General features: G+C 27.9%; 23 protein-coding genes, 1 pseudogene and 1 other annotated feature. Of the genes and pseudogenes, 7 read left to right on the top strand and 17 right to left on the bottom strand.

From position 1 onward, the window contains the following. Position 1: 1 nt before the first annotated feature. The 3 genes from BUB51_RS01035 to BUB51_RS01025 form a co-directional block, all read right to left on the bottom strand. A complete protein-coding gene (locus tag BUB51_RS01035) occupies positions 2-679 on the bottom strand; it encodes a response regulator transcription factor (RefSeq protein WP_035162860.1) in 678 nt (225 codons plus the stop codon). Positions 680-740: 61 nt separating this feature from the next. After that, complete coding sequence (locus BUB51_RS01030; protein ID WP_073194720.1) at positions 741-1,286, bottom strand: hypothetical protein; 546 nt, start codon at positions 1,284-1,286, stop codon at positions 741-743. 104 nt (positions 1,287-1,390) lie between these two features. Continuing rightward, positions 1,391-2,509: a SpoIIE family protein phosphatase gene (locus BUB51_RS01025; protein ID WP_073194718.1), complete on the bottom strand. Its 1,119-nt coding sequence runs from the start codon at positions 2,507-2,509 to the stop codon at positions 1,391-1,393. A gap of 163 nt (positions 2,510-2,672) precedes the next feature. Between BUB51_RS01025 and BUB51_RS01020 the strand changes: the two genes are divergently transcribed. Beyond that, a complete protein-coding gene (locus BUB51_RS01020; protein ID WP_035162857.1) occupies positions 2,673-3,110 on the top strand; it encodes a Fur family transcriptional regulator in 438 nt (145 codons plus the stop codon). A gap of 477 nt (positions 3,111-3,587) precedes the next feature. Here BUB51_RS01020 and BUB51_RS01015 read toward each other — a convergent pair whose 3' ends face one another. The 3 genes from BUB51_RS01015 to BUB51_RS01005 are packed head-to-tail and all read right to left on the bottom strand — an operon-like array spanning position 3,588 to position 6,153. Further along, positions 3,588-4,424 carry a metal ABC transporter permease gene (locus tag BUB51_RS01015; RefSeq protein ID WP_073194716.1) on the bottom strand — a complete coding sequence of 279 codons (837 nt, stop codon included), beginning with the start codon at positions 4,422-4,424 and terminating at the stop codon, positions 3,588-3,590. 29 nt (positions 4,425-4,453) lie between these two features. Further along, positions 4,454-5,203: a metal ABC transporter ATP-binding protein gene (locus BUB51_RS01010; RefSeq protein ID WP_073194714.1), complete on the bottom strand. Its 750-nt coding sequence runs from the start codon at positions 5,201-5,203 to the stop codon at positions 4,454-4,456. A 2-nt stretch (positions 5,204-5,205) separates the two neighbouring features. Then, complete coding sequence (locus BUB51_RS01005; protein ID WP_143153533.1) at positions 5,206-6,153, bottom strand: metal ABC transporter substrate-binding protein; 948 nt, start codon at positions 6,151-6,153, stop codon at positions 5,206-5,208. A 251-nt stretch (positions 6,154-6,404) separates the two neighbouring features. Between BUB51_RS01005 and BUB51_RS01000 the strand changes: the two genes are divergently transcribed. After that, positions 6,405-7,160, top strand: coding sequence for a hypothetical protein (locus tag BUB51_RS01000; RefSeq protein ID WP_083599455.1), 756 nt, complete (start codon positions 6,405-6,407; stop codon positions 7,158-7,160). A gap of 416 nt (positions 7,161-7,576) precedes the next feature. Here the strand turns inward: BUB51_RS01000 and BUB51_RS00995 are convergent, their stop codons facing one another. Genes BUB51_RS00995 through BUB51_RS00970 form a run of 6 tightly spaced genes read right to left on the bottom strand, consistent with a single transcriptional unit; the run spans position 7,577 to position 12,846 of the window. Next, the gene (locus BUB51_RS00995; RefSeq protein WP_073194711.1) at positions 7,577-8,797 is read right to left on the bottom strand and encodes an MFS transporter; all 1,221 of its coding nucleotides are present in this window, start codon (positions 8,795-8,797) and stop codon (positions 7,577-7,579) included. Continuing rightward, positions 8,797-9,063 carry a hypothetical protein gene (locus BUB51_RS00990; RefSeq protein WP_073194709.1) on the bottom strand — a complete coding sequence of 89 codons (267 nt, stop codon included), beginning with the start codon at positions 9,061-9,063 and terminating at the stop codon, positions 8,797-8,799. The genes BUB51_RS00995 and BUB51_RS00990 overlap by 1 nt, the downstream gene beginning before the upstream one ends. A 2-nt stretch (positions 9,064-9,065) precedes the next feature. Continuing rightward, the gene (locus BUB51_RS00985) at positions 9,066-10,202 is read right to left on the bottom strand and encodes a radical SAM protein (RefSeq protein WP_073194707.1); all 1,137 of its coding nucleotides are present in this window, start codon (positions 10,200-10,202) and stop codon (positions 9,066-9,068) included. A gap of 4 nt (positions 10,203-10,206) precedes the next feature. Beyond that, positions 10,207-10,470 (bottom strand): PqqD family protein, encoded by a 264-nt coding sequence (locus BUB51_RS00980; protein WP_073194705.1) that lies wholly within the window; start codon positions 10,468-10,470, stop codon positions 10,207-10,209. Then, positions 10,470-11,657 carry a radical SAM/SPASM domain-containing protein gene (locus BUB51_RS00975; protein ID WP_073194703.1) on the bottom strand — a complete coding sequence of 396 codons (1,188 nt, stop codon included), beginning with the start codon at positions 11,655-11,657 and terminating at the stop codon, positions 10,470-10,472. The genes BUB51_RS00980 and BUB51_RS00975 overlap by 1 nt, the downstream gene beginning before the upstream one ends. Then, complete coding sequence (locus tag BUB51_RS00970; protein ID WP_073194701.1) at positions 11,650-12,846, bottom strand: radical SAM/SPASM domain-containing protein; 1,197 nt, start codon at positions 12,844-12,846, stop codon at positions 11,650-11,652. Before BUB51_RS00970 ends, BUB51_RS00975 begins: the two co-directional genes overlap by 8 nt. A 379-nt stretch (positions 12,847-13,225) precedes the next feature. On the opposite strand from BUB51_RS00970, the gene BUB51_RS00965 reads away from it, so the two are divergent. The 4 genes and pseudogenes from BUB51_RS00965 to BUB51_RS00950 all read left to right on the top strand — a co-directional run bounded on the left by BUB51_RS00965 (position 13,226) and on the right by BUB51_RS00950 (position 17,788). Then, on the top strand, positions 13,226-13,993 hold the full coding sequence (locus BUB51_RS00965) for a transposase (RefSeq protein ID WP_073194698.1): 768 nt from the start codon (positions 13,226-13,228) through the stop codon (positions 13,991-13,993). Between the two features lie 931 nt (positions 13,994-14,924). Next, on the top strand, positions 14,925-15,380 hold the full coding sequence (locus BUB51_RS00960; protein ID WP_143153532.1) for a helix-turn-helix domain-containing protein: 456 nt from the start codon (positions 14,925-14,927) through the stop codon (positions 15,378-15,380). Between the two features lie 216 nt (positions 15,381-15,596). Continuing rightward, positions 15,597-16,034 (top strand): annotated as a pseudogene (locus tag BUB51_RS13390) (ISL3 family transposase). Positions 16,035-16,750: 716 nt separating this feature from the next. Further along, a complete protein-coding gene (locus tag BUB51_RS00950) occupies positions 16,751-17,788 on the top strand; it encodes an ISL3 family transposase (RefSeq protein ID WP_143153530.1) in 1,038 nt (345 codons plus the stop codon). A 1,448-nt stretch (positions 17,789-19,236) separates the two neighbouring features. On the opposite strand, the gene BUB51_RS00945 is transcribed toward BUB51_RS00950, so the two are convergent. From BUB51_RS00945 to BUB51_RS00930, 4 genes are all read right to left on the bottom strand, one after another. Continuing rightward, on the bottom strand, positions 19,237-19,584 hold the full coding sequence (locus BUB51_RS00945; protein WP_035162852.1) for a cupin domain-containing protein: 348 nt from the start codon (positions 19,582-19,584) through the stop codon (positions 19,237-19,239). Positions 19,585-19,684: 100 nt separating this feature from the next. Then, complete coding sequence (locus BUB51_RS00940) at positions 19,685-20,419, bottom strand: ATP-binding protein (RefSeq protein ID WP_073194693.1); 735 nt, start codon at positions 20,417-20,419, stop codon at positions 19,685-19,687. 99 nt (positions 20,420-20,518) lie between these two features. Next, the gene (locus BUB51_RS00935) at positions 20,519-21,229 is read right to left on the bottom strand and encodes a Crp/Fnr family transcriptional regulator (protein WP_035164773.1); all 711 of its coding nucleotides are present in this window, start codon (positions 21,227-21,229) and stop codon (positions 20,519-20,521) included. A 32-nt stretch (positions 21,230-21,261) separates the two neighbouring features. After that, on the bottom strand, positions 21,262-22,401 hold the full coding sequence (locus BUB51_RS00930) for a THUMP domain-containing class I SAM-dependent RNA methyltransferase (RefSeq protein WP_073194692.1): 1,140 nt from the start codon (positions 22,399-22,401) through the stop codon (positions 21,262-21,264). A 134-nt stretch (positions 22,402-22,535) separates the two neighbouring features. Here BUB51_RS00930 and BUB51_RS00925 point away from each other — a divergent pair, with 134 nt between their 5' ends. Further along, the gene (locus BUB51_RS00925; RefSeq protein WP_073194690.1) at positions 22,536-22,913 is read left to right on the top strand and encodes a class II SORL domain-containing protein; all 378 of its coding nucleotides are present in this window, start codon (positions 22,536-22,538) and stop codon (positions 22,911-22,913) included. Between the two features lie 29 nt (positions 22,914-22,942). Here the strand turns inward: BUB51_RS00925 and BUB51_RS00920 are convergent, their stop codons facing one another. Next, positions 22,943-23,641: an arginase family protein gene (locus BUB51_RS00920; protein ID WP_073194688.1), complete on the bottom strand. Its 699-nt coding sequence runs from the start codon at positions 23,639-23,641 to the stop codon at positions 22,943-22,945. A gap of 283 nt (positions 23,642-23,924) precedes the next feature. Then, positions 23,925-24,129, top strand: a binding site (T-box leader). Positions 24,130-24,171 lie beyond the last annotated feature (42 nt).

The raw sequence follows: 24,171 nt of genomic DNA, 5'->3' as shown, positions 1-24,171 counted from the left end.
ATTAACCATCCATTCTATATCCATAACCCCAAACAGTTATTATTCCTAATTCCGAATTCATCTCTTTAAGTTTTTTCCTGATTCTCTTAACTAAATCATCTATCATTCTATTATCCGGTATATAATCGTACCCCCATATTTTATCAATAAGTTCGTCTCTAGTAAAAGGTCTATTTTTATTTTTTGCAAGATATTCAAATAAATCATATTCTTTAGTAGTAAGCTTAAGTTCTTTACCATTTATTTCTACAAATCTTCTTTCAGTATGTATTTTAACATCTTTAATTTCGATTATAGTCTCGTTAATATTTTTAGCCTTTTCTATTCTTCTTAGAATATTTTTAATTCTAACAACCAACTCTCTAGGGCTAAATGGTTTAGATAAGTAGTCATCTCCTCCAAGTTCTAAACCTACTATTCTATCGACTTCTTCGTCCTTTGCCGAAACAAATATTATAGGAATATCATTATTTTTTCTAATCTCTTTACATAGTTCTAATCCATCAATACCGGGCATCATAATATCTAACACTATTAAATCAGGCTTTAATCTATCAATTTCTTTTAAAAGATTTGTTCCTTCTTCAAATAAAGTAACTCTATAACCCTCCTTTTGAAGATATTTTTTTATAAGGTCTCTGATATTTTTTTCATCATCAACAACAAAAATATGCGGCATAATCTACCCTCCTTAGATAGATTATAACACATATAAAAGAGATAGGATAAACCCTATCTCTTTATGAAAGAATATCTATTATTTCATCTAATAATCCAATTTTTTTAGAAATTTTATCATTTACATTTATTTTTAATTCTATAATTTTATTAATATGTTCTCTTGCTGAATCAAAATCATTATTTTTTGCATCTTCTCTAAATGCTTTCCTTTCAATCTTTATTTGCTCTAATAAATCCTTAATCTCATTATTTATTTCTCCAATTTGTTTTCTCACTTCTCTTGCTTCTTTAAGTTCTTCAATATTCCCGTTCTCTCTAGCTTCAATATATAAATCTAATATAGCATCATGTTTTTCTATTATTTGCATTCTTAAACTAAGTCTCTCTACTCTAAGTTCATTTATTTTATGCATTTCGTCCTTGAATTCTTTCATTGCTTCAAATCTCATATTTTTTCTTTCTTTAATCTTAAACTGTGCTTTACCTAATTTAAAAGATTTTTCTGAAAAATCTTTTGCGGAATTATTTAATCCCTCTGCAAAAACACCTCCTGTAATTGTAAAAAGCATCACACCTACTAATAAGAATGTCAAGAATTTTTTCATACCCATCTCTCCTCTCTTAATTTTTTTTACACTTTTATTATAAGAGGAGACTTTGGAATAAAAATATTATAATTGTGGAAAAAGTGTGTAAAATATTATCTATACTATTTCAAAACTCTCATCATTAAAACAGCAAAATCGTCTTGTTTAACACTCTGTCTAAAATCGTCTATCTCATCCTCTATATATCCCATAAATTGATCGCCTTTATATTTCATCATATTTAGCAGCCTGTCTATTCCAAACTGTTCACCTTTTTCATTTATAGCTTCAACAATTCCGTCCGTATAAAATATCAATTTGTCATCTTCAATAAGTTTTATTTTATGTTCATCATAATCTACTTTATCAAACAGATATGTTATCGGATATCCCTTTGCTTCTAATAATTTAACTCTATTGTCTCTTATTAAAATAGGACTGCAATTGTGACCGCCATTTACAAAGGTAAAAGTATTCTCTTTTGTATTTATAACTCCATAAAATATAGTAAAATACTTATCATCATCTAATCCAAGTTCAAGAAATCCCTTATGAAGTTTTATTAAAGTTTCTCTAGGACTCAATATATGGTCCTTTATATCTCTCATACTCTGTTTTACAAACATAGTTATCATAGAAGCAGATACTCCATGTCCAACAACATCACTAATATATACACCAATATTATTATCATCAATATTGAATATATCAAACATATCTCCGCTTAACATTTCTGAAGGATTATATACATAGTCTATAAGCAGATTCCCATACATTCCTTTCTTGGGTAATATTTTTTCCTGTAATTTACGTGCAAATGCTAATTCACTGCGCATTTTTTCGTTTTTCTCAACTAATTCATACTCAAGTTTTCTCTCTTTTGTAACATCTCTAAAGACTTCAACTGCTGCATAAATATTGCCTTTATTATCCCGGACAGGAGAAGTCTTTACAGCAAAAATCCTGTCATCTATAATTTCTTCCTTTTCCAATATTTCGCCAGTTTTTATTGTTGACTGTGTAATACAAGTTTCACAATGGCAAGGTTTTTTAAGTGCTAAATAACACTTATTCCCTACTATATCTTCTCCTAGTTCCTTCCTCATAGTCTTATTGGCATATATTATTATTTCATTTTTATCAATTACTCTAACCCAGTCAATCATACCATCTAATATATCATAAGGTAATCTTTGATAGATTTCCGTTTTCTCATCTTGCCTCAAACCTTCTTTCAACATAACCCCCACTCCTTATAACAATTTTATACATCTAATTGCTAAAAAAATGTCATATTTATTCTATTATACCATAAGAACATAAGTTTCTATTTATTAGGGTTACAATTTGATATAAATTATTATAAAATATTCTTAACAGGATAATCTATAGGAGTTGAAATGTATGATTACAATAGAATCAGTACAAAAAAAATTAAAAGAAAAAGGCTTAAAGTTAACTAATCAGAGAAAAGCAATCATAGAAGTTCTAGTCGAAAACAAAGATAATTTTTTAACTGCAGAAGAAATTTTCTTAAAATCTAGAGAAAAATGTCCTCAAACTAATTTTTCTACAATCTATCGTAATTTAGAAATTCTTACTAATCTCAATATAATTCATAAAACTAATATAGAAAACAATACTTCTATGTTCGAACTAGTGCAAAATGACTCTCACCATCACCACATCATTTGTAAAAAATGCGGCAGAACAGAATTTATAGATTTTTGTCCATTAGATAAGATTCTATCAGAGGTAGATAAGAAAAATTTTACTCTAACAGATCATAAATTTGAACTGTACGGATATTGTGATAAATGTAAAAAAAAGGATAACCGTTAATTGTTTCAGCTTAATAGAAACCCCACGTTTTTTAATCGTGGGGTTTTTTGATGTCGACAATATTTCCTGGGAAATTGAAAAATAAAATATATTATGACAGGATTTAAGAAAATAGTCGAATCATATGAATATACCATTTCTCCTATATCTATAAGTTTAAGTTAAAACAATACTTCTTCTTTTTTGAGCGAAATAAAATATCGAATTTAATCCTTAAAGGTTAAAATGGTAAATAATGATTTATAGAGTCTAAAGAAGATATCATTAACAAACAATGAAAAATTGTTAGGAGTACTATCTCTTATATTTAGTAGTTATGCAGTAAAAGATTTAGAAATAAATATTAAACAAAGTTAAGTTTAATGATATAAAATTATAATATTAGCGCAATTTATTCGGACAAAATATATATTATAAAAAAAATGAAGTAAAAGAAATAGACAAAGCTGAAATTTAAAGATATCGTATTAATGTATCTCAAGTCCTGTTTAAATTTTTCTTTAATTTTATTTTAAGAATTAAATTTTTTAATACAATTGTTAAAATTAACATTAATACAGAAAATAACACGATAGTCCCGCCTGAAGCTATTTCAAGATAGTATGAAATAAAAATCCCCAATACAACCGATATTTCTGCAAATATTACAGATAAGAAAATAGCCTGTTTAAAGCTCCTAGCTATTTGAAGACTTGTTGCCACCGGCATTACCATCATAGAAGATACTAATAGTATTCCAACAATTCTCATTGAAACTGTTATCGTCATAGCGACTAAAACAATAAAAAGAAAATTGATTGTTTTTATTGGAATTCCAGCAATTTTTGCTGCTTCTTCATCAAAAGTTATAAAGAGAAGTTCTTTATAAAATAGTTTTACAAATATAACTATGACTAATCCTAATCCTATTACCATATATACATCCGTCTTACTGACAGTTATAATACTCCCGAACAAATAACTCATCAAATCTACATTAAGCGACTTTGCAAAACTGATTAAAACGACTGCAATGCTTATTCCTAAAGATAATATAATCGCTATCGCCAATTCTGCGAAATCTTCATAACTCTTTCTTAACTTCTCTATAGCCAGAGCTGCCGATACGGAAAACAATAGAGCTGTACTTAATGGATAAACTCCCGCTAATAATCCTGCTGCTACTCCCGATAAAGCTACATGCGCTAAACTATCTCCAATTAGAGACATCCTTCTCAATACAACAAAAATCCCAATGAGAGGACATAATATTCCTATAATGATCCCAGCGATTAAGGCTCTCTGCATAAAGCCATATTGCAGTAAATCAAACATACTCATACTCCTTCTTTCATTTTCAAATCCTAGTGCTCATGAAATAAGATTTTGGCACTATCACCATATATTTTCTGTATAGTTTTTTCAAATGGCATTTTAGAATTTTCATCATGTATAATCAACTTCCCATTTCCCATACATACAATTTTCTTTATTCTATCACTAATAACACCAATGTCATGAGTAACCATGACTATTGTAATTTTCATCTCTTTATTTAATTTATCTAACAATTTATAAAATTCTTCTTGTGATTTTATGTCTATACCAACAGTTGGCTCATCTAAAAAAATTACTTTAGGAAAATTAACTAAAGCTCTAGCAATAAAAACTCTTTGCTGCTGCCCTCCAGATAAGTCTCCAATCAACCTGTCTTTATACTTTTCCATATTAACTATTTTAAGGGCATTATGAACTAGCTCTAAATGACTCCGCTTAATCGCCCTAAAGAGTCCAACTTTAGGGTACAAATTCATTGCAACAACTTCCTCCACAGTAGCAGGAAACCTCTTATTAAATAAGTTTGATTTTTGGGCGACATAACCTATTTTATCCCACTCATTGAACCTATTTATGTCCTGCCCAAATAATTTAATTTCACCCTCTACAGGCTTTAAAATGTTCAGCATAAGCTTTATCAGTGTACTTTTTCCAGAACCATTTGGCCCTACTATACCTATATAATCCCCTTCATAAATATCTAAATTTATATCCTCTAATATCATTTTGTCTCTATATCCAAAAAATAGGTTTTTAATACTAATTATAGTCTCCATAATTATTCACCCAAAGTCCTTATTAATGTTTCAAGATTTTCTTTCATAGCCTTCAAATAATCTTTACCTGAATCCATTTCCTCTTTTGTTAACCCTCCGATTGGATTTAACACAGCAGTTTTTGCACCAACCTCTGTAGCTAAAACTTCGGCTACTTTAGGATTTGTCAGAGTTTCAAAATATATATACTTTATCTTTTTATCTTTCATAATGTCAGCAATTTCTGATAGTTTAGCGGCACTAGGTTCTTCCTTCGGATTGAGTCCTCTAATCGGAATTTGTATAAGACCATATCTTTTCGCCATATATCCAAAAGCTGCATGCGACACTACAATTTCTCTATTTTTAACTTTACTCAACTTATGTCTATATTCTTCATCTAATGCCTTCAATTCTTCAGCAAACTCTTTGAAATTTTTTTCATAGAAATCCTTATTTTTGTAATCTGCTTTTATAAATGCATTCTTTATATTTTCTGCCTGCTTCATAGCTCTAATAGGATCTAACCATACATGCGGATCATATTCTCCGTGATGATGATTTTTTTCTTCATGCCCATGAGTAATGTAATCTTGAACTTTTAAAAGCTCTACATTTTCAGAAGCTTTTACGACAATAAGCTTTTTATTATCTATTGTATCTAAAAGCTTATCAACCCACGGTTCCATCATAACCCCATTATATATAAATACATCTGCATTCTCCAATTCAGTCATAAGTTTTGCAGTTGGTTCCCAATCATGCGGCTGGGCCCCCGGAGGAATCATCAGATGTAAATCTATTTTATCCTTCCCTATATTTTTTGCAAAATCATACATAGGATAAATACTCGCATATACTCTTAACTTACCTTCTGAATTCTGTTTTTCATTTTCTACTTCCTTTTTTGCACATCCAACAGTAAAAATAAGCATAAATATTAGTGTTAAACTTATAATCTTTTTAGCCAAAATGACCCCTCCTTTTAGAATTTAAATATTTCTAGAAAAAAATATATCACTAAAACAATCTAAATGCAAGTAATTCCTATTTGCATTTAGAAAATATGTTTTAAAATCGATTTCCGAAATATACTATATATTAAAAAACATATATTCAAGGAGAGAATATGAGAAAAAAACTATTTTTATTTACAATAATATTATTTATCTTATTTTTCCTTAAAACAAATATTTATTATACCTTAAGGAGTTATATTGTTATGTATCCATATAGCTACTACAATAAATTAAATAGTATACCTTATAAAAGAAATATTAGATTTTATATTCCCGGTGGCACTATCACAAAAGAAAAAGATTGGTATCCATTTGTACTAACTTTTAACGATAATGAAGGATTTTCAAGGTATGCCGGCAGAAAGCTATCTTTAACTATTTTTTATAATTTTGGACATTTTAGAAATGGATTCTCAAGTTATTATGATCAAAATTCTCGTTATTACAGTAGTTTTTATGGAGGATATGTTATATATAACAGCAAAGATGCAGATGATCCTTACGGTTTTGACATTGATGGAAAAATTAGAATAAAAGAATTAGAATCTATCCCAAGATATGATCAAACTAGATTAGTTTTACCCTCTTTAGGATGCCCTGAACATAAAATTTATTTTAAAAGCAAAATTGATAAAATAGAATATAATATAGAATATTTAGGTATAAATGACTGGGTTAAAATCGATTCAACAGTAGTAACCAATGGTCCAAATCATAAATATAGAAAGAAACATTTAGGATATATACAATACGGAAAACCGCCCGATAATTATTCTGGAGATGACTTTCCATTAGTAATTTTAAAGGGAAGAATTTATGCAAAATATTTTGATGATTATAAAATGACTATTATACTATATATAGTTGCACCTAATATAGATACTATCGAAAATTGTGATAGAAATATATTATCTAAATGTAAAATTAATTATTATAGTAATGCTAATGAAAAGACATAGGTATCTTATTAGATAAATACTTTCAGCGAGCTTGTTGACAAAGTAAAATGTTTTATGAAAATGACGCTCATGCGGACGAAAACTAAATTCTTTCAAGCATTCGCTTTCATTTTCATAAATATTTAAAAATATAAGTTTGTCAACAGTCTGTGCTTTCAGTTATTTTATCAAAAATAATTTTTATTTTTTTATAAAATGGTTGATTTTTTTATAACTTATTCGTTCTTATATAGTGTAAGGCAAAAATGTTGGTCAACAAAGAAAGCCTTACAAATAAAAATATTATAAAGGGTAAGAAAATTTTCTTACCCTGCACAAGCATGCATAATAATCAGGTGATGTAAATTTACTGGTTGTACGTACCAATCACTAGCCAAAGGCTTGGTAGATGAACTGTTTGCTTTCTTTTTTCGGCTTTATTTAACATCTGGCAACATAAACACAGCTACTAAGGCTGCCAATCCATTCCCCATAGCACCTATCAAAAATACATATTTAGTAGAAATACTCCATAAAATTCCTATTAAAATAGGTGCTAAGAAACTTAATAAGTTTCCTATTGAAGAAAGTGCCCCCATAACAATAACTCCTTTTTCCTCTGAAAAACAATCATAAAAATATGCAAATGAAATAGGAGCAAGTGAATCTTTTACCATAGTTAATACTACACCTATAAAAAATAATGTAATATTTTGAGTAAAAGCAAAAACTATTGCTGGTATTATGTCAAATGCAAGATCTATTACATAAAGCCATTTTCTACCTGACATATCTGAAAAATGACCAAGAATTAAAGCTAACAAGGAGTTGACGATAGTTATAGCTCCAAACATTCCCATTATCGATGAAACAGAAATTCCTAAAGATGTACCTAAAAGAGGTAAAAAATTCATCGAAGTTGCATAAAATGCAGTTCCTATTTGAATTAACGTAAATGCCCAAACTTTTTTATCTTTATATATATCTTTTATTATTTTAATTTTACTTTTCTCTTCATTACTATTTTCAGTATCTTTATCAACTTCTACTTCAGCTTTTTTCAATTTGATTTCTCTACTTAAATATGCAATTATAAACAAAGGCACTATAAAACCTATACTAAAAACCATATAAAATGAATTAACACTATATTTAGCTGTATATAATCCTCCTAAAAATAGTCCAATTGAGATTGAACCAAAAAGAAATACATCTCTTAAAGCAAAATACTTCCCTCTATTTTCTCTTGCAAATGTATAATTAATTGAATTTCCAAGAGAAAAGTTAAAAATAGTCCTTCCACTTATTAATAATAGTAAAAAGAATAAAACTAAAAAATAATTTTGATCTATAAAAGCTACAGAACAACCACCAATTAAGCTAATTAACATTGCTATAATTCCAATTTTAAAAGAATCAAATCTGTGAGCCATATATGCGACAACACCTGGTAATACTATATGTATTACATTGTTCAAAGATAAAAAGATTCCATATACTTCTTCTCCAATTCCTTTTTGCTCAAATAAAATTGGTATTATTTGCTCTAAAGGACCATTAAAAAGAAAAAAGCTAAAATATATTAAATATACTAGAAGATAATTACGTTTTAAAACTGATTTATATGACTTGAAAAATTTTAGTTCATAAGCCCCCATTATTCCCCCACCTTTGATACTATATATTTTTTTTGTTCTAATTGATTTAACAAAGAATTTATGACTTTCTCATTAAATATATTATCAATATTCTGTTGCTTTACTTTAAATATAATTTCTTTGTAACTCTTAGATATTAAAATTATTTTCCATAATTGATCAATTTTTTCGCATTCAATTTTTACTATATCATCATTCTCTGGATGATATAATTCAAGATAATCTTTTTTTATGAACCATTTTGTAGCTTTATCTATTAGGTACATAATTACACCTCATTTATACGTTTATACTCTTTATCAAAATTTTTAAATATCTTCTTTGTTTCATTTTTTACTAATAATTCACATAAAGCGCTATGAGGATACCTTTTTGTTTCTAATGGACAAGAAATACCACATAAATTATATTTAGCAAAAGGACACTCATTGCAAATAAAGTTTGAAAACCTTTCTCGAGCAGTCAAATCTCTACTTCTTACGTATTGAAAAAATTTTAAGTACTCATTTCTAGTAAATATGTCTTGAAACCTTTTATATTTAATATTGCAATTCTTCAATAATTCTTTATAGGTATTTATTTTCCGAAAATACTTTATTCCTGATGGAAGATTACAAGGATATAATATTCCATCTGCATCTAAAAAAAATACCGAACTTCCTCCCATACAATATTCTTTTGTGGATTTAAAAAAATTTGTATCATATTTTTTATCAAAATACCATTTAACTAAAGGTGGAGCACCAATATCAACATTAATTTTACTTTTAATTTTCACAAGCTTTTGAGCAAATATAGTAAGACTATTATAATATGTTTCATAATCAGACCATAATTTTTTATCCTGATTACTCGCATTTCCTACCATATCAGGAAGACTAATGGTTATTCCATCAATTTTATTATAATAAGAAATAAAATCTATCATGTCATCTATCTTTAAAACCGCTTTTTTACTCACAATGGTGTTTATAGTTACTAACATATTTTCTTTTTTATTTCGGAGTATAGCTTCAAGTCCCTTTATAGCTTTATTAAAACTACCTTCTCCTCTTATTTCATCATTTATACTTTTGTTTGGTCCATCAATACTAAAAATAAATGTACGTACACCTGCTTCTACTAAGCTTTTTGCATACCCATTATCAATCAACGTTCCATTAGTATTAATCCATGAAGTAATTCCATTATCTGTACATTTCTTTATAATATCAGTGATATTTGAATATAATAAAGGCTCACCTCCTAAAAATTGTATATTAGTAACATTATTATCTTTCATATCATCTATTGCTTTCTTTGCATCATAAAGGGTAATATCATCATTACTCTTTCTTAAATCTGCATTATAGCAATGCTTACAGTTTAAATTGCATTTATTGGTTAATGCCCATTTTATAATCATTTTATCACCCTTCTTTTATAACAAATTTATTCTCTTCAAGATATTTTAAAAAACTTATTATCTTATTTTTGCAATCTTCTATTCCAAATTCATTTTCAATTCTATTTATTATTTCTTCTTTATCCTTATTATCTTGTATATATTTTAAAATTTTATATTCTACTATTGAACCTCTAAAAGTCTTATAGTTTTTCAAATCAAACAAAAATAATGTACCACCATCAATTTTACTCTCATATCTAAAGATTATATTTGGGGCAATCTTCATTACACTACCTCCTTAGATTCTCTAAGAATTATACACCTACTATCTCCATTATTAAAATTACTATATTTATAATATGACATAGCTGGACAAGCTCCATAACATTTCTCTTTTTCATCACAATTTATGCACTCATATCTTTCTATGGTTCTATCACGAAGTTTTTCCCAATTTACACCCTTACTCCATATTTCTCTTAGCTCTCCATATAAAATATTACCTGCATAGAATTTTGAATTTTCTAGATATGCACATGGATAAACATTCCCATCAATCGATATTTCACAAGATGAATTTGCTGCAGGACAAACATGTTTACCTGTAGTAAATTTAATTTCAGGATATTTTTTGCGTAACCAAATTGCAAAAGGATAAATAAGAGCTACAGGCTCACTTAATATTTTTATGTTTGGTTTATACTTCTCATAATGTTCTAGTATTTTGCAAAATTCTTTTAACACAACATCATCTCTAGGGAACTTTAAATTAGTACTTGGATGCTCAAATAGACTCATAAATTTAATATATCTGACATTGTGTTCAATACAAAATCTATAAACATCAAACATCTGTTTATAATTACTATCAGTAACTACCATTGTTACATGAGTTCTTATATCTTTTTTTACTAATAAATCTATAGTCTTTATAAGCCTATTAAAATCACCGCCATTTCTAAAATTATTATAATTCTCATATACACTATCCATACTAAGTTGAATGTAATCAAATTTACTAGTAAAAAATGTCTTTAAAAACTCAGCTATACTTTCATCTATAAGTAATCCATTAGTTAACAATCCTATTAACATATTTCTTTCTTTAATACTTTTTATAATACTCTTTATATCAGGATGCATAAAAGGTTCTCCGCCTGTAATAAAAACTTGTAGAACATCACCATCATATAGCTTTTCAATTATATTTTCCCAGTCATGCATAAATAAACTAGATTCTTTCACGTCTGAATTTAACTTATCAATTCTTGAGCAGTGTTTACACCTTAGATTGCAAGCTGAAGTTATATTTAAACCAACTTGAATAGGAGTTTCTGGTATAATTCCTTTGTCTAAAAACATATCGTTATATTCATCAAGTACAAATCTAAATCCTGGCTCTGAACCAAACTCGTAGCTAGTTTTAAACTTAGCAAATAACTCTGCCTCACGTCGAGTAATATTATCAAACATTTAAATTCCTCCTATTTACCAGACAAGAGCCATCTGGCATATTAATCGTACCATATTTTTCATACGCTAACTTTGCATTACCTCCTTCACATAGTGGGAATACTTTGCATCTTTCACAACTAGTACCTATTAAATTACGTCCTTTTCTAAACTCTGACCAGTTTTTGCCTTTTTTCCAAATGCTCATTAGATCTTCTTCATATATATTTCCTGCTGACAAATTCGTTTCCCACTCTGGCCCAGGAATCACCTCTCCAGCTGCATCTATTTGCATTGTAGCATTCGTTTCCATAGGAAATACTATTCTATCTTGATTTAAAACTATATCTCCAAAATCTAGCAAATCAAAATATTTATACATTAAAAATTGATATTGTTGGTCAACTTGTATACGTAATTTAGTACTAACTTTGTCTTCTATGTTTTTACATGCTGCAATTTGTCTTATATATCCCATACTGTCTAAGTTATTTTTAAATTTTTTACCTCTTCTTAATGGAAAAACAGGGGTTGGCGCAAAGGTTTGAACATCCAATTCTACCGCTAACTTATACGTATTATATATGTCATATTGATTTATTGTTGTTGCTGTAAAAACAATACGTACTTTAATACCACATTTCCTCAAGTTCTTAATTCCCTGAACTGCTTTGCCAAAGATTTTGCTATTTCTCTGTTTATCATGAATTGATGCTTTAGACCCATCAAGACTAACTTGTACAACATCTGTTTCTAAATTTAAAATTTTTGCTAATTTTTTTGCTGTTTCCATATCAATTAAAGATCCATTAGTTAAAATTTCTACAATAATATTATACGATTTCAATTTTTTTAACACTTTAAATAAATCTTTTCTTAAAAAAACTTCGCCACCTGAAAGAGACACCATTAAAACATTATTCTCGCCTATTTGTTCAGCAACAGACATTAGTTGAGAAGTAGTAGGTTCAGTACCTAAACTCGCCCAGCAATGCACACAATCTGAATTACAAATTCCTGTTATTTTCCATAAAATTCTTAAAGGACTATCTAATGTGATTTTAAGTTTAGATTGTTGGGCTAATAGTTTTTCTACAGAAAAATTACTAGCCTTTCTATCACTATCCGGATTATTCTTTTCTAAATTTATTCTATTAAAACAAAACAAAGCTAATTCTTCCTCACTACACGTAATTGGATCTATTGACATATTGCTCCTCCTTAAAACAAATATTCTATTTTAAAGAACCCTCCTATAATATCAATAGGAGGGTTTTAAAATTGAATTACCCAGCATGCGACTTAGTACAACTTCTTGCAACCATAGATGGTTCCTCTTTCCCCTCAACATAAACTTTTTCAAGTTGTATCTTGTAATTCTTCTCAATTTTCTTGCTCATATTACATTTCACCCCCTTTCATAACTTATATAATTTAGTGTAATTCTAAACACTTGAAATTGCTATGTTTTACAAAACAATTTTTAATCACTCTGTAAAATTTTTCTGTTTCAAAAAAGATTTCGCATCACTTTTATCGAATATTATATTTACCACCAGATATTTAATTCTAAAGAAAGCGAAACCTTTATGAATAGGTATCTTGTTTTTGAATGCATTAAATTCTTTACTTCTACACATAAATCAAACTTCTATCCTAAATTGTTTGATGTTATTAATTTATCTGATTTCCATGAATATCCTTCTTCAAAATATAGTCCTAAAAGATATCCAAGGCATACTCTTTTTAGAGTCTTTGTTGTAATGAAATGTGAAAAGTTTTCTCATATTACTCAACTAATAATTTATCTCAATAATAATCTTTATATTGCTTATCTTTATGGCTTTGATATTATGAAACCTTTACATTCTTATTGGACTTTTGAAAGATTTATTAAAAATTTTATTAAAAACATAGATAACAAATACTTTTCTAATATCATAAAAAATCTGGTTTTACGTCTTAAAGATTTGAGTTTTATTGATAATTCTTTTGTTTCAGCAGATGTTATGCCAGTGTTTGCTAATACTAAACTTAATAATCCTATTAAATCTTTTGCTAAAAACAAATTTGATAAAGCTAATCCTCTAAAGTCTGATAAAGATTGTAAGTTAGGTGTTTATACTGCTAGTAACTCTTATAATAAAAAAATTTATACCTTTAGAACTAAATCTAAAAAATATAATTCAAAATGGAAAAATTTAAATCTTGAAAAAGCCTTTGTTAAAAATATTAAATCAGTTAGTAATTTAAATACTTCAGGGCATATTTGTTTACTTGCTTTAGCTCTAGCCACTATTAAAGATAGTTATATTGATAAAATCAAATCCCTAATGAGATATAAAAAATTAGCTTAATTTAAATTCTTCAACTTTTTTTATCTTTACATGTTTTATTTTCACGCTACTCGCATGTCTTTTCTATTTCTTCGATGTAATAATATGGTTTGTATTGTTCTTTTTGCATTTTAAAGCGTGTTTATTTTATCTATACTTTTATTTTGTTTTTTGCCTCCGGCAAATTCCGGCAAATTTATTAATTATGCTCATGTCTAATTTTTTTAATATATTTATATGTAAATATATTTCTTAACTTGTAATATTTAAGTCTATTTATATTTATTTCATTCATTACTTCTTTTTATATATGATACCTCGATTTTGTCTATGTGTCAATAATTATTTTTCTGAATTTTTTGCAAATATTTTTAAGATAAATCCTATCTAAATAAATCAATATCTTAAATATATCAATTCGTAGAACTAATCGAATTAAAAGTTTTAAAGTTATAAAAAATTTGAAATAAGTTTCGTTATTTCTTGATGTATTTGTCAACTGAAAAATGGTTCTTTCCCACTTTTTGTGAAAATGAAATCTATCTAATAAAATAAAGATGTTTTAGGAAGTATATTCATAAAAAAGGATGTGGAAAGATGTTGGACCTAAATACTTCTTATGAAAGATTTATAAATATTTAATATTGAAATAGTTTCTAAAAATATAAACATATATACAATCTCTACTAAAAAAGACATAATCATATCCTGTTTGTAATCATTCAAGCTATAGAATATCAAGTATAGTAAATACTATCGTACTTTAAATGATTTGCCTATTTTAGGATATTCTTCAGAAATAAAGGTAATCTGTAGAAATTTTTTCTGCAATAATCTTTCTTGTCATCGAAAAATTTTTACCGGAAGATTTTCGAATTTTATTAAACCGTATAGAAGAAGAACTGATAGATTACATGAATTTTTTAAAGAACTTGTTTTCATTGCAAACTCTATGTCTAAAACACTGGAAAAAATTCAAGGGAAGCTGGAACACTTAAAAATTGGCTTATTAAACATCCTAATTGTTGAGATAGTTAGCCGTGACAGGTCTGTAGCTTATACAAAAGGAATAAAGGATGCAAATGAAAATATCATTCAGATAGCTGACATACTTCATCTCTGTCACAATTTATTAGAAGGAATTAAAGATTTTTTAAAAAGAATAATATCAAGTAAAATGATAATTAAAACTGAAGCAGAAGAAATATCTACAGAAAAGAATAATAAAACTTCTGAAGAAAAATCTAAGAATGAAATAACTAAAGCAAATAAAGAAAAAATTGAAAGACATAATATAAAAAAAGAACTAATCAAAGAGGTAAAAAACCTTCACGCACAAGGTTATTCAGGAAGAGAAATATCGAAGATTACAGGGTTATCCAGAAAAACTGTAAAAAAATATCTGTAAAAAAATATATAGAAGAAGATGAAGATAAAATAGTAGCTTATGTCAGACCTAAAAGGCTAAGTATTCTAGATAAATATAAAATATTTATAAATAAATGTATTAGTAAAAATAATAATGGTATAGAAATATTCGAAGAACTTAAAGCTAATGGATATACAGGATCGTATAGTACCGTTACTAATTATATAAGGACAGTAAAAAAAAGAAAAAGGTGTTATATCTACTAATAACACACAAAAACAAAAATCAATATCTAAATATAATATAACCAATTATATATTGAAAAATAATCATAAGTTAGAAGAATGCCAATTGAATGAGTTGAAACTAGTTTTTAAAAATAAACCTGTAATTGAAAAGATATATAGTTATATTCAAGAATTTAGAGATATTTTGACAAATAAAGATATCTCTAATTTTGAAAATTAGATTAAGAAAGCTCCAGAAAGTGGAATTAAAGAACTTGAAAAATTCGCTAATGGCATAATTGAAAACTTTGATGCTATTATTAACTCATTTAAGTATGAATATAGCAATGGACTTTTAGAAGGTCAAATTAATAGACTCAAAATGATAAAAAGGCAAATGTATGGTAGGGCTAGTTTTGATTTGCTTAGAAAAAGAGTTTTATATGAATTAATTTTTAAAATATAAATTCTTTATTCTTACTTTAATAAGGATACTTTCACCAAAAGTGGGAAAGAACCACTTTTCGATTAACATAAACAAAAAAATTGTTCGACTTGAGCAAATATTACTTTAATATTTACCTTGTAAGTTTTTGAACATATAGAAGTATAAACAGCATATTCTAGATATTTCAAGGACTATATTTAGTATTCAAGGATTTCAACTTTCTAATTTCTTATATAAAAACATAGATTTATTTCTTATGAAATTTTAAATAGGCAATTTGAAAAGTTGAGTTATCAATTATACATCACTTTACAAGTTCTAACTAAAAAACATTCTTCCCCAGATGCAAATTAGTTAAAAACTATAAAATTTGCTATTTTCGAGTGAATACACAAAACTATTAAGAATTAATCCCTTTAGAATTCTTTCCGAAATCAATCTTTTACTAACTTGTAGGTTTTTAAATTTATGGTTCTATAATAAATGTTGGGGTGATTAATACTTCAACATTTTGTTTTTCAAAAAAATAAATGCACTCGTTGAGAATGCCTGCTAAAATATAATTGTTGAGACTAATATTTTAAAGGAGGCATCACAACAAGTGCATAAATATAATATCAATAAATTATTAAATTTAAAAGGGGTAATTATAAAAAATATAAAACATTTTGATGATCATATTGAAATTTATATATCTACCAAGGTAAAATCACATACTTGCCCAGTGTGTGGTAATGTTACAAAAAAAAATACATGACTATAGGGCTCAGCGTATTAAGGATGTTCCAATTCAAATGAAAAATACTTTTCTTATTATTAGAAAACGTAGATATGTTTGTGATTGTGGTAAGAGATTTTATGAAAAGCTAGACTTTCTTCCACGTTATCATAGAATGACTTCAAGGCTTGTATGTTCAATTATTAAGGAGCTTGAACAAAATTACAGTATGAAATCTGTAGCTAAAAGACTTAACGTTTCTACAAATACTGTTCAAAGAGTCTTTGACTATGTTTCTTACTCACTAAACAATTTACCTGAAGCTATAAGTATTGATGAGTTTAAAGGTAATTCAGATGGTGTTAAATATCATTGTTCTATTGTTGATCCAATAAATCATAAAGTCTTGGATATTGTCAAAGATAGAAAGTTTAGTTGCCTATCTGCTTATTTTAAAGCCTTTAACAATAGAGATAAGGTTAAATACTTTATTTGTGATATGTATAGACCCTTTGTTGATATTGCCAAAACATATTTTAAAAATGCCAAGATAGTAATTGATAAATACCATTTTGTCAGATATAACAATTGGGCAATTGAAAATGTGAGAAAAAGAGTACAAAAAAATATGCCTATTCACTTAAGAAAATACTATAAAAGAAGCCGAAAGCTGATACTAGCTAGAAAAGATAATCTCAATGAAGAATCCAAACAACAGCTTGAAGTTAAGCTTCTTTATAGTGAAGATCTTAGACAGGTCCATTATTTAAAAGAACTTTTTTATAAAGTTACTGAAGCTAAGTCATCTAATGAAGCTAGACCTTTATTAAAAAAGTGGATCGACATTGCAAAGTCCTCTGGACTTAAAGAATATATCTCTATTGCCAATACATATTCTAACTGGTTTAATGAGATCCTAAACTCCTTTGATGTCACTTATACTAATGGCTGTACTGAAGGTTTTAATAACAAAATTAAGGTACTTAAACGCAATGCCTTCGGCTTTAGAAACTTTGAAAGATTTAGAAATAGAATTCTTCATTGTTGCCGTTAGTTGATAGTTAAAAAATAATATACAGCTAAAACCTAAATGACCTTTAGGTGTTTTTGTTGTGTCCAGATTTTGCTATTTCATGCTATTGTTTATACATATAATAAAATTGTCTACAAATAAGAAAAAGGTGGGCACTCTCGTAAACACCCACCCCAACTATTGACAAAGAACCAAATTTTATAAACTTTAGTTATAAGTTTAATTGATAACATTACCAAAAATAAAAATGGCATAAATTCTTACTCTGTGTTAGATAAAAATTATCAAACAAACAAAATAAATAACACAAAGGTAAGAACTATGCCATATACAACTATAAATAGTTTAATCTAATAAAGAAATTTACAACTATATTGAAAATATAAATGATGGAATATCTGAATCACAGTTAAATCATTTATCTAGTTTAATACAAGGATTAATAGCTGTACATTGCAATAAAATCAATTTTTTCTATTGCCAAAAGTATTTTGTCTACATCAGATAGAAACTCTATACATAAGTTTTTAAGTAAATCATGCTGGAATGATAAATTGCTTAATATAAATCAAATTACTTATTTAAATTTGTTTTTACAAATGCACGTAAAACCAAATTCAGTAAACTTTTTAGTTATTGATAATACTGTAAATCCAAAGCCCGCGACTAAAAAATAAAAGGATTAAGTTTTCATTTTTTCATGCCGAAGGCAAATGTACATGGTCTCTTTGTTTTGTTGCTTCTAATTTTGCATAAAGAAATATTTCTATATAAATCTTATTATAAAAAAATATTTTGAAGATATTAAAAGACAGTTTAAAAGTAAAATACAATTAGCAAAAAAACTTAAAAAACTATAGAAAAACCATCTAATTGTAAAAAATATATATACTTATAGATTCCTGATATACTAGTAATCACACAATAGGTAAATGCTTAAACAAAGGCTATCATTTTATAGGAGGATAAAATCAAATAGAAAAATAGCCCCAGAATGAATTAGACTTCAACTTTCACAGTTTAAAAAATATATTAATCCCGATACATTAAATGTCGTTCCATCAAAGGTGAAATTTGTAAAGTTTATACCTATAAAGGTTCTGCTGTAAATATTGAAAATACAATTGTTCTTATTTGCTATGAAGTTGAAGAGGATTTTTAATTTTTAACATAGATAAATATAGATATTTGCCTTTATTTATCTATAATTGGTAATTCAGTTTCTTATATTATCTATTTCAAATTACTAAATTCAATACTCAAACTACTAATAACCTTCTTTTTCTGGAATGTATACTCTATACTCATTAGAGTTTATAGAAATACCATAAACATTGGATAATTAGAAATAATTAAATTCTAATATATAATATTCTCGCATGAAATAAGTACATATATCTTTATTTTAAAATGCCTTTTTATTACTTTTTTGATATATTTAAAAATGTAACAAATAATCGCTCCATATTTTATTGATGTCCCTTTTCAGGTACTATACAAATAAAAGCAAATTCCTCTTGCCCAATATTTTTAAATTGATGAATTTTGCCAGCTGGTACATATGCAAATGAACCCGGCTCAAGTTCATAATCCTTTCCATCTAGATGTAACATTCCCTTTCCCCTTATTATGTAATTAATATGAGGCCAGTCATGTGAATGTCTTGGAGTATACCCTCCTTTCCCAAGCTCAAATATTCGCATTACATATCCTTCCCAACCTTCTTTTGGTGAAATTAGCACTTTCATTACTGCATCTTTTACTTGAGGATTTTCTATTTTTACACCCTCAACACTTTTTTCATGAGAAACTATCATATTAATCCCTCCCCATATACAATCTAATTAATATTATATTATATTTTGGAAAAAAAACCAAAAAAAATTAGAAAAAAAGGCCCACTAAAATGGACCTTTCTTATTTCTTCCTTCCATCTATGCTTATTTCTATCTTTTTCACCTCTATATTTTTCCCTGATTTTCTTACTGCTTCATCAACAGCCATAACCATTCCTCTGCAACATGGTACTTCCATATACGCAACTTGAATCCCTTTTATATCATTATATTTTATTATGTTAGTCAGCTTCTCTATATAATATCCAATATTATCGAGTTTTGGACATCCAACAACTACGGACTTGCCTTTGAGTAAATCCAAATGATAATTTGGATATGCAAATGGTACACAATCGGCTGTAACTAAAAGCTCTTTACCATCCCAATATGAAGCCCTTTCAGGAACAAGCATTAGCTGCACAGGCCATTGACTTAATTGAGGTTTTATCTTAATCTCAATATCTTGAGATGCCGCAATTACCTTATCATCGACCTCTTCTTTTCTATTGATTGTCATTGCTCTACTTCCTGGGCATCCACCACCATGATGAACATGGACCCCTTCTGCTTTTATATTTGAAAGATGTTTTTCTACTGCTTCTTCGTCAAACTCATCTGCTTCTCTTTCAATTATTTTTATGGCCCCCTGCGGACAATGTCCTATACAATTGCCTAATCCATCACATAAGTTATCAGCTACTAATTTAGCCTTCCCATTAACTATCTTAATTGCTCCTTCCGCACAACCCGGTACACACAATCCACAACCATTGCATTTTTCTTCATCTATTTGAACTATTTTTCTAATCGCCATATTTAAAACTCCCTTCTTTTTATTTTGTATTTTAATTATATAAAACGATAGATTACATGTATGTGATATAAATCAAAAAACCCCACTAAAAAGTGGAGTTTATGATAAATATTCTAATCTCTCTAAATTTTTAATTATAATCTTCTTATTACCTACAATCTCTATAATCCCTTCTTCCTGAAGATTACTTAATTTCCTGCTTATCGTTTCTCTAGTAACCCCTATATAATTGGCCATATCTTCTCTATTAAGAGGAATATCCAACTCTACCCCTTTATCTGTAGGTTTACCAAAATCTTTTATTAAACTAATCAATAATCCCGCAAGTCTAGATTCAGCATCTTTCGTTCCTAATCTCTGAACTGAATTTTCCAATGAAACAATCCTATCATATAAAACTTCCATAATTTTTAATGCTATTTCTGGATTCTTTTTTAATATTCTATCGAAATCTTCTTTAGTTAAAATACATAGCCTCGTATCTTCCAAAGTTTCTGCATTAAATTTAAATCTTTCCTTTTTAAGTAAACTCAAATCGCCTACAAAATCACCTTCTGACATTATATATAATATTTGTTCTTTACCTTCTTTTGTATATCTAAATATCTTAATTTTACCTTTTGTAATCAAATAAAGTTTATCCGATATATCTCCTTCTAAAAAAATCATTGTTCCCTTTTTATATTCTTTTCTTATAATAACATCTGTTATTTCTTTTAATTGATCCTCTTGAAGTATAGAAAAAATAGATACTTTAGTTGTGCAATACCGCCCTTTACATCTCCTACACACATCTTTAGTTATATCCATATACAATCACCTCAAACATAAATCCCAATATTTTATTCATTTTTTGGTGGTTTAGGTCCGTAAAATTGATAATAATCAACTTTAATTCTTCCATTATATAATTTTCTTTTTTTATCGGCTTTCCTGCCAAACAATTTTTCAAATTTTTCATTAGAAGTTAAAACATATATAGACCATGTATCGAGTTTTGAAAAAGTTTTACCCAATTTCCTATATAATTTATTTACCTCATTTTCTTCTCCAAGTCTTTCGCCATATGGAGGATTACAGATAATAACTCCATATCTATCCTTAATATTAATTTCTGTAGCATTTATAACATTAAAACTTATACAATCATCAACACCAGCTTCAAAAGCATTCTCTTTAGCTATCTCAATAGCTTTTCTGTTAATATCCGAAGCTAAAATATTCAGCTTTACATCTTGTTTAATCGATTTTAATGCCTCTACTCTTGCATCTTTCCATAATTTTTTGCCTATTCTAGGCCACTGTTCAGAAACGAAACTCCTTTGCAGACCTGGTGCTATGTTTTTACCAATCATAGCCGCCTCAATCGGTATTGTACCAGAGCCACAAAATGGGTCTAATAAAATTCTATCATAATTCCAATAACTTAACTGTATTAGAGCCGCAGCTAAAGTCTCTTTAAGAGGAGCTTCGACTTGATTTACTCTATATCCCCTCTTATGCAGCCCATCTCCACTCGTATCTATTGTTAATGCAGCTATATCTTTTAAAAGTGAAACTTGAATGGTAAATTTCGGCCCAGTTTCTTTAAACCATTCAGTTTTATATTTAGTTTTCAATTTCTCTACTACCGCTTTTTTTACTATCGCTTGGCAGTCAGATACACTAAACAATTTGGATTTTACTGATTTTCCTGTTACAGTAAATTCACCGTCCTCTGTTATCCATTCTTCCCAAGGTAATGCTTTAGTCTTTTCAAACAATTCCTCAAAAGTTAAGGCTTTAAATTCACCCATTTTCAATAATATTCTATCGGCTGATCTAATCCAAAGATTAGCTTTAGGTATAGCAGATTCATCTGCTGTAAACATAACTTTACCATTTTCAACCTTTATATCTGTATAACCTAAATTTTGTACTTCTCTTTTAACGACTGATTCAAGTCCAAATGTTGTCGTAGCTATTAGTTCTATTTTTGACATAACATCTCTCCCATTACACTTATTCTACATTTTACTAGATAATAATATTTTATCAGATATTCTTATTTAAAATGAGTTATTTTTGAATATTTGGGTATAAAAATATTAGGCTAATTAATCAAGGAGGGTTTTGTATGAAGTCATTAGGACAATTATTACAAAGTGGAGATTGGAAAGGTGAAAAACACGTTCCTGTAATTCAAATTCCTGAAAACATCAAATCAAATGAGGAAATCGAAATAAAAGTTTCAGTTGGAGAAGAAATAAAACATCCAAATACACTAGAACATCATATTTCTTGGATTAAAGTTTTCTATTTACCTGAAGGCAGTAAATTTCCTGTTGAATTAGGAACTTTCAATTTTACTGCTCATGGTGAAAACAGTATTTTAAATGAACCTATTGTAGTAACTCATGTCAAATTAGATAAATCTGGTACTATCTATGCATTAAGCTACTGCAATTTACATGGTTTATGGGAAAATAGCAAAGAAATAAAAGTACAAGAATAACATCTGGGGGACATAAAGTCCTCCAATTTTTATGCAGTTTTTGAATAGTTTTCTGTGAATAAATTAATTATTTTTCTATTAATTCTCTCATGGGCTTTTTTATTCTTTATATCTACTAGCTCTAATACAGGATCTCGTTTAAAATCACCACAAAAATCTACTCCTATCACTTTCCCTTTTGAATTAAATACTGACAGCCATTTTAGTAAAGAATCCTCTTTCATTATGCCTTGATCCCAGTCAGTCCTTAATATAGATGAATCTAATACGTCTTTATCAATGCTAATATATAAATCATATTTAAACAGATTTTTGTACTTATTTAAGTTGATTACATCGTTAGGATTTTCAATATGAATTATTCCGGGATGCCAAAAATCCGTAGGTTTTGATATAGAAGATGCTCCTATAACTAAAACTCCCTTTATTAAATCGTCTATTAAAGCCTGTCGAGCCCACGAACCGCAAGAAAGCATTCCATCTGGAGCATAATTCATATCGAAATGATTATCAAATAAGATAAGGTATGGCTTGTTTGAAAGATTTTTAAGCAAAAAGTAAGTCAAATAATGATAATCTCCTGAATCTAGAAAAGCAATCCAAGGTTTAGGAAATAATTTAATTATTTTTTCAATATTGACTTTATTGCTTAAAGGATAATATTTGCGTGGTAAATTATTCCCTTTCATGGCTTGTCTAAAGTCTATATATTGGAATTTATGTTTCAAATAAACCACCTCCATTAAACCTTCATTTAGGTTTATACAGACATGGCTTTTTGAAACTCTATATTTTTATTGTATAATATTGACTTTTGTAGTTCAATAGCTGATAGAAATTGAATATTTTTATAAAAATATGAGCAATTTAATGGTAATACACTTGACAAATTTAGTATAAATGTATTAGTATAAAACAAAATATTCAGATAGATATAAGGTAGATTTTGCTCACATCCATTACAGAAATTATATTTGAATTTATTTATATTTTTGATGCCAAATATATATGATTTTAACTATGAAGGAGACAGTAGCCCTTTATGGTTACAATTCAGAGAGCAGACTGGCCGGTGAAAAGTCTGCAGTACATAAAGAGGCGAATTACACTCTGGAGTTTCAATGTAAAAGCATTGCGTAGGCTGCACGTTACAGCAGTTAAGAGGCATCTTTGATGCGAAGTAAGGTGGTACCACGGGTCTTCCTCCGTCCTTATACGGATAGAAGGCCTTTTGTTATTTTACTAGTTTATAGAAAAT

The sequence above is a fragment of the Caloranaerobacter azorensis DSM 13643 genome (assembly GCF_900129995.1).
In the GTDB taxonomy this organism is placed as follows: Bacteria; Bacillota; Clostridia; order Tissierellales; family Thermohalobacteraceae; genus Caloranaerobacter; species Caloranaerobacter azorensis.
This window is presented reverse-complemented; position numbering and strand designations above follow the sequence as displayed.

Excerpts from the sequence above, each read along its gene's own strand:
- BUB51_RS00925 (WP_073194690.1), top strand. The coding sequence starts at position 22,536 with ATGAAGTCATTAGGACAATTATTACAAAGTGGAGATTGGAAAGGTGAA.
- BUB51_RS01015 (WP_073194716.1), bottom strand. The coding sequence starts at position 4,424 with ATGTTTGATTTACTGCAATATGGCTTTATGCAGAGAGCCTTAATCGCT.
- BUB51_RS01010 (WP_073194714.1), bottom strand. The coding sequence starts at position 5,203 with ATGGAGACTATAATTAGTATTAAAAACCTATTTTTTGGATATAGAGAC.
- BUB51_RS00965 (WP_073194698.1), top strand. The coding sequence starts at position 13,226 with ATGAATAGGTATCTTGTTTTTGAATGCATTAAATTCTTTACTTCTACA.
- BUB51_RS00985 (WP_073194707.1), bottom strand. The coding sequence starts at position 10,202 with ATGATTATAAAATGGGCATTAACCAATAAATGCAATTTAAACTGTAAG.
- BUB51_RS00945 (WP_035162852.1), bottom strand. The coding sequence starts at position 19,584 with ATGATAGTTTCTCATGAAAAAAGTGTTGAGGGTGTAAAAATAGAAAAT.
- BUB51_RS00970 (WP_073194701.1), bottom strand. The coding sequence starts at position 12,846 with ATGTCAATAGATCCAATTACGTGTAGTGAGGAAGAATTAGCTTTGTTT.
- BUB51_RS01030 (WP_073194720.1), bottom strand. The coding sequence starts at position 1,286 with ATGAAAAAATTCTTGACATTCTTATTAGTAGGTGTGATGCTTTTTACA.
- BUB51_RS00940 (WP_073194693.1), bottom strand. The coding sequence starts at position 20,419 with ATGGCGATTAGAAAAATAGTTCAAATAGATGAAGAAAAATGCAATGGT.
- BUB51_RS01025 (WP_073194718.1), bottom strand. The coding sequence starts at position 2,509 with ATGTTGAAAGAAGGTTTGAGGCAAGATGAGAAAACGGAAATCTATCAA.
- BUB51_RS00935 (WP_035164773.1), bottom strand. The coding sequence starts at position 21,229 with ATGGATATAACTAAAGATGTGTGTAGGAGATGTAAAGGGCGGTATTGC.
- BUB51_RS00990 (WP_073194709.1), bottom strand. The coding sequence starts at position 9,063 with ATGTACCTAATAGATAAAGCTACAAAATGGTTCATAAAAAAAGATTAT.
- BUB51_RS00995 (WP_073194711.1), bottom strand. The coding sequence starts at position 8,797 with ATGGGGGCTTATGAACTAAAATTTTTCAAGTCATATAAATCAGTTTTA.
- BUB51_RS00930 (WP_073194692.1), bottom strand. The coding sequence starts at position 22,401 with ATGTCAAAAATAGAACTAATAGCTACGACAACATTTGGACTTGAATCA.
- BUB51_RS01035 (WP_035162860.1), bottom strand. The coding sequence starts at position 679 with ATGCCGCATATTTTTGTTGTTGATGATGAAAAAAATATCAGAGACCTT.
- BUB51_RS01020 (WP_035162857.1), top strand. The coding sequence starts at position 2,673 with ATGATTACAATAGAATCAGTACAAAAAAAATTAAAAGAAAAAGGCTTA.
- BUB51_RS00980 (WP_073194705.1), bottom strand. The coding sequence starts at position 10,470 with ATGAAGATTGCCCCAAATATAATCTTTAGATATGAGAGTAAAATTGAT.
- BUB51_RS00950 (WP_143153530.1), top strand. The coding sequence starts at position 16,751 with ATGTTACAAAAAAAAATACATGACTATAGGGCTCAGCGTATTAAGGAT.
- BUB51_RS00960 (WP_143153532.1), top strand. The coding sequence starts at position 14,925 with ATGTCTAAAACACTGGAAAAAATTCAAGGGAAGCTGGAACACTTAAAA.
- BUB51_RS00975 (WP_073194703.1), bottom strand. The coding sequence starts at position 11,657 with ATGTTTGATAATATTACTCGACGTGAGGCAGAGTTATTTGCTAAGTTT.
- BUB51_RS01000 (WP_083599455.1), top strand. The coding sequence starts at position 6,405 with ATGTATCCATATAGCTACTACAATAAATTAAATAGTATACCTTATAAA.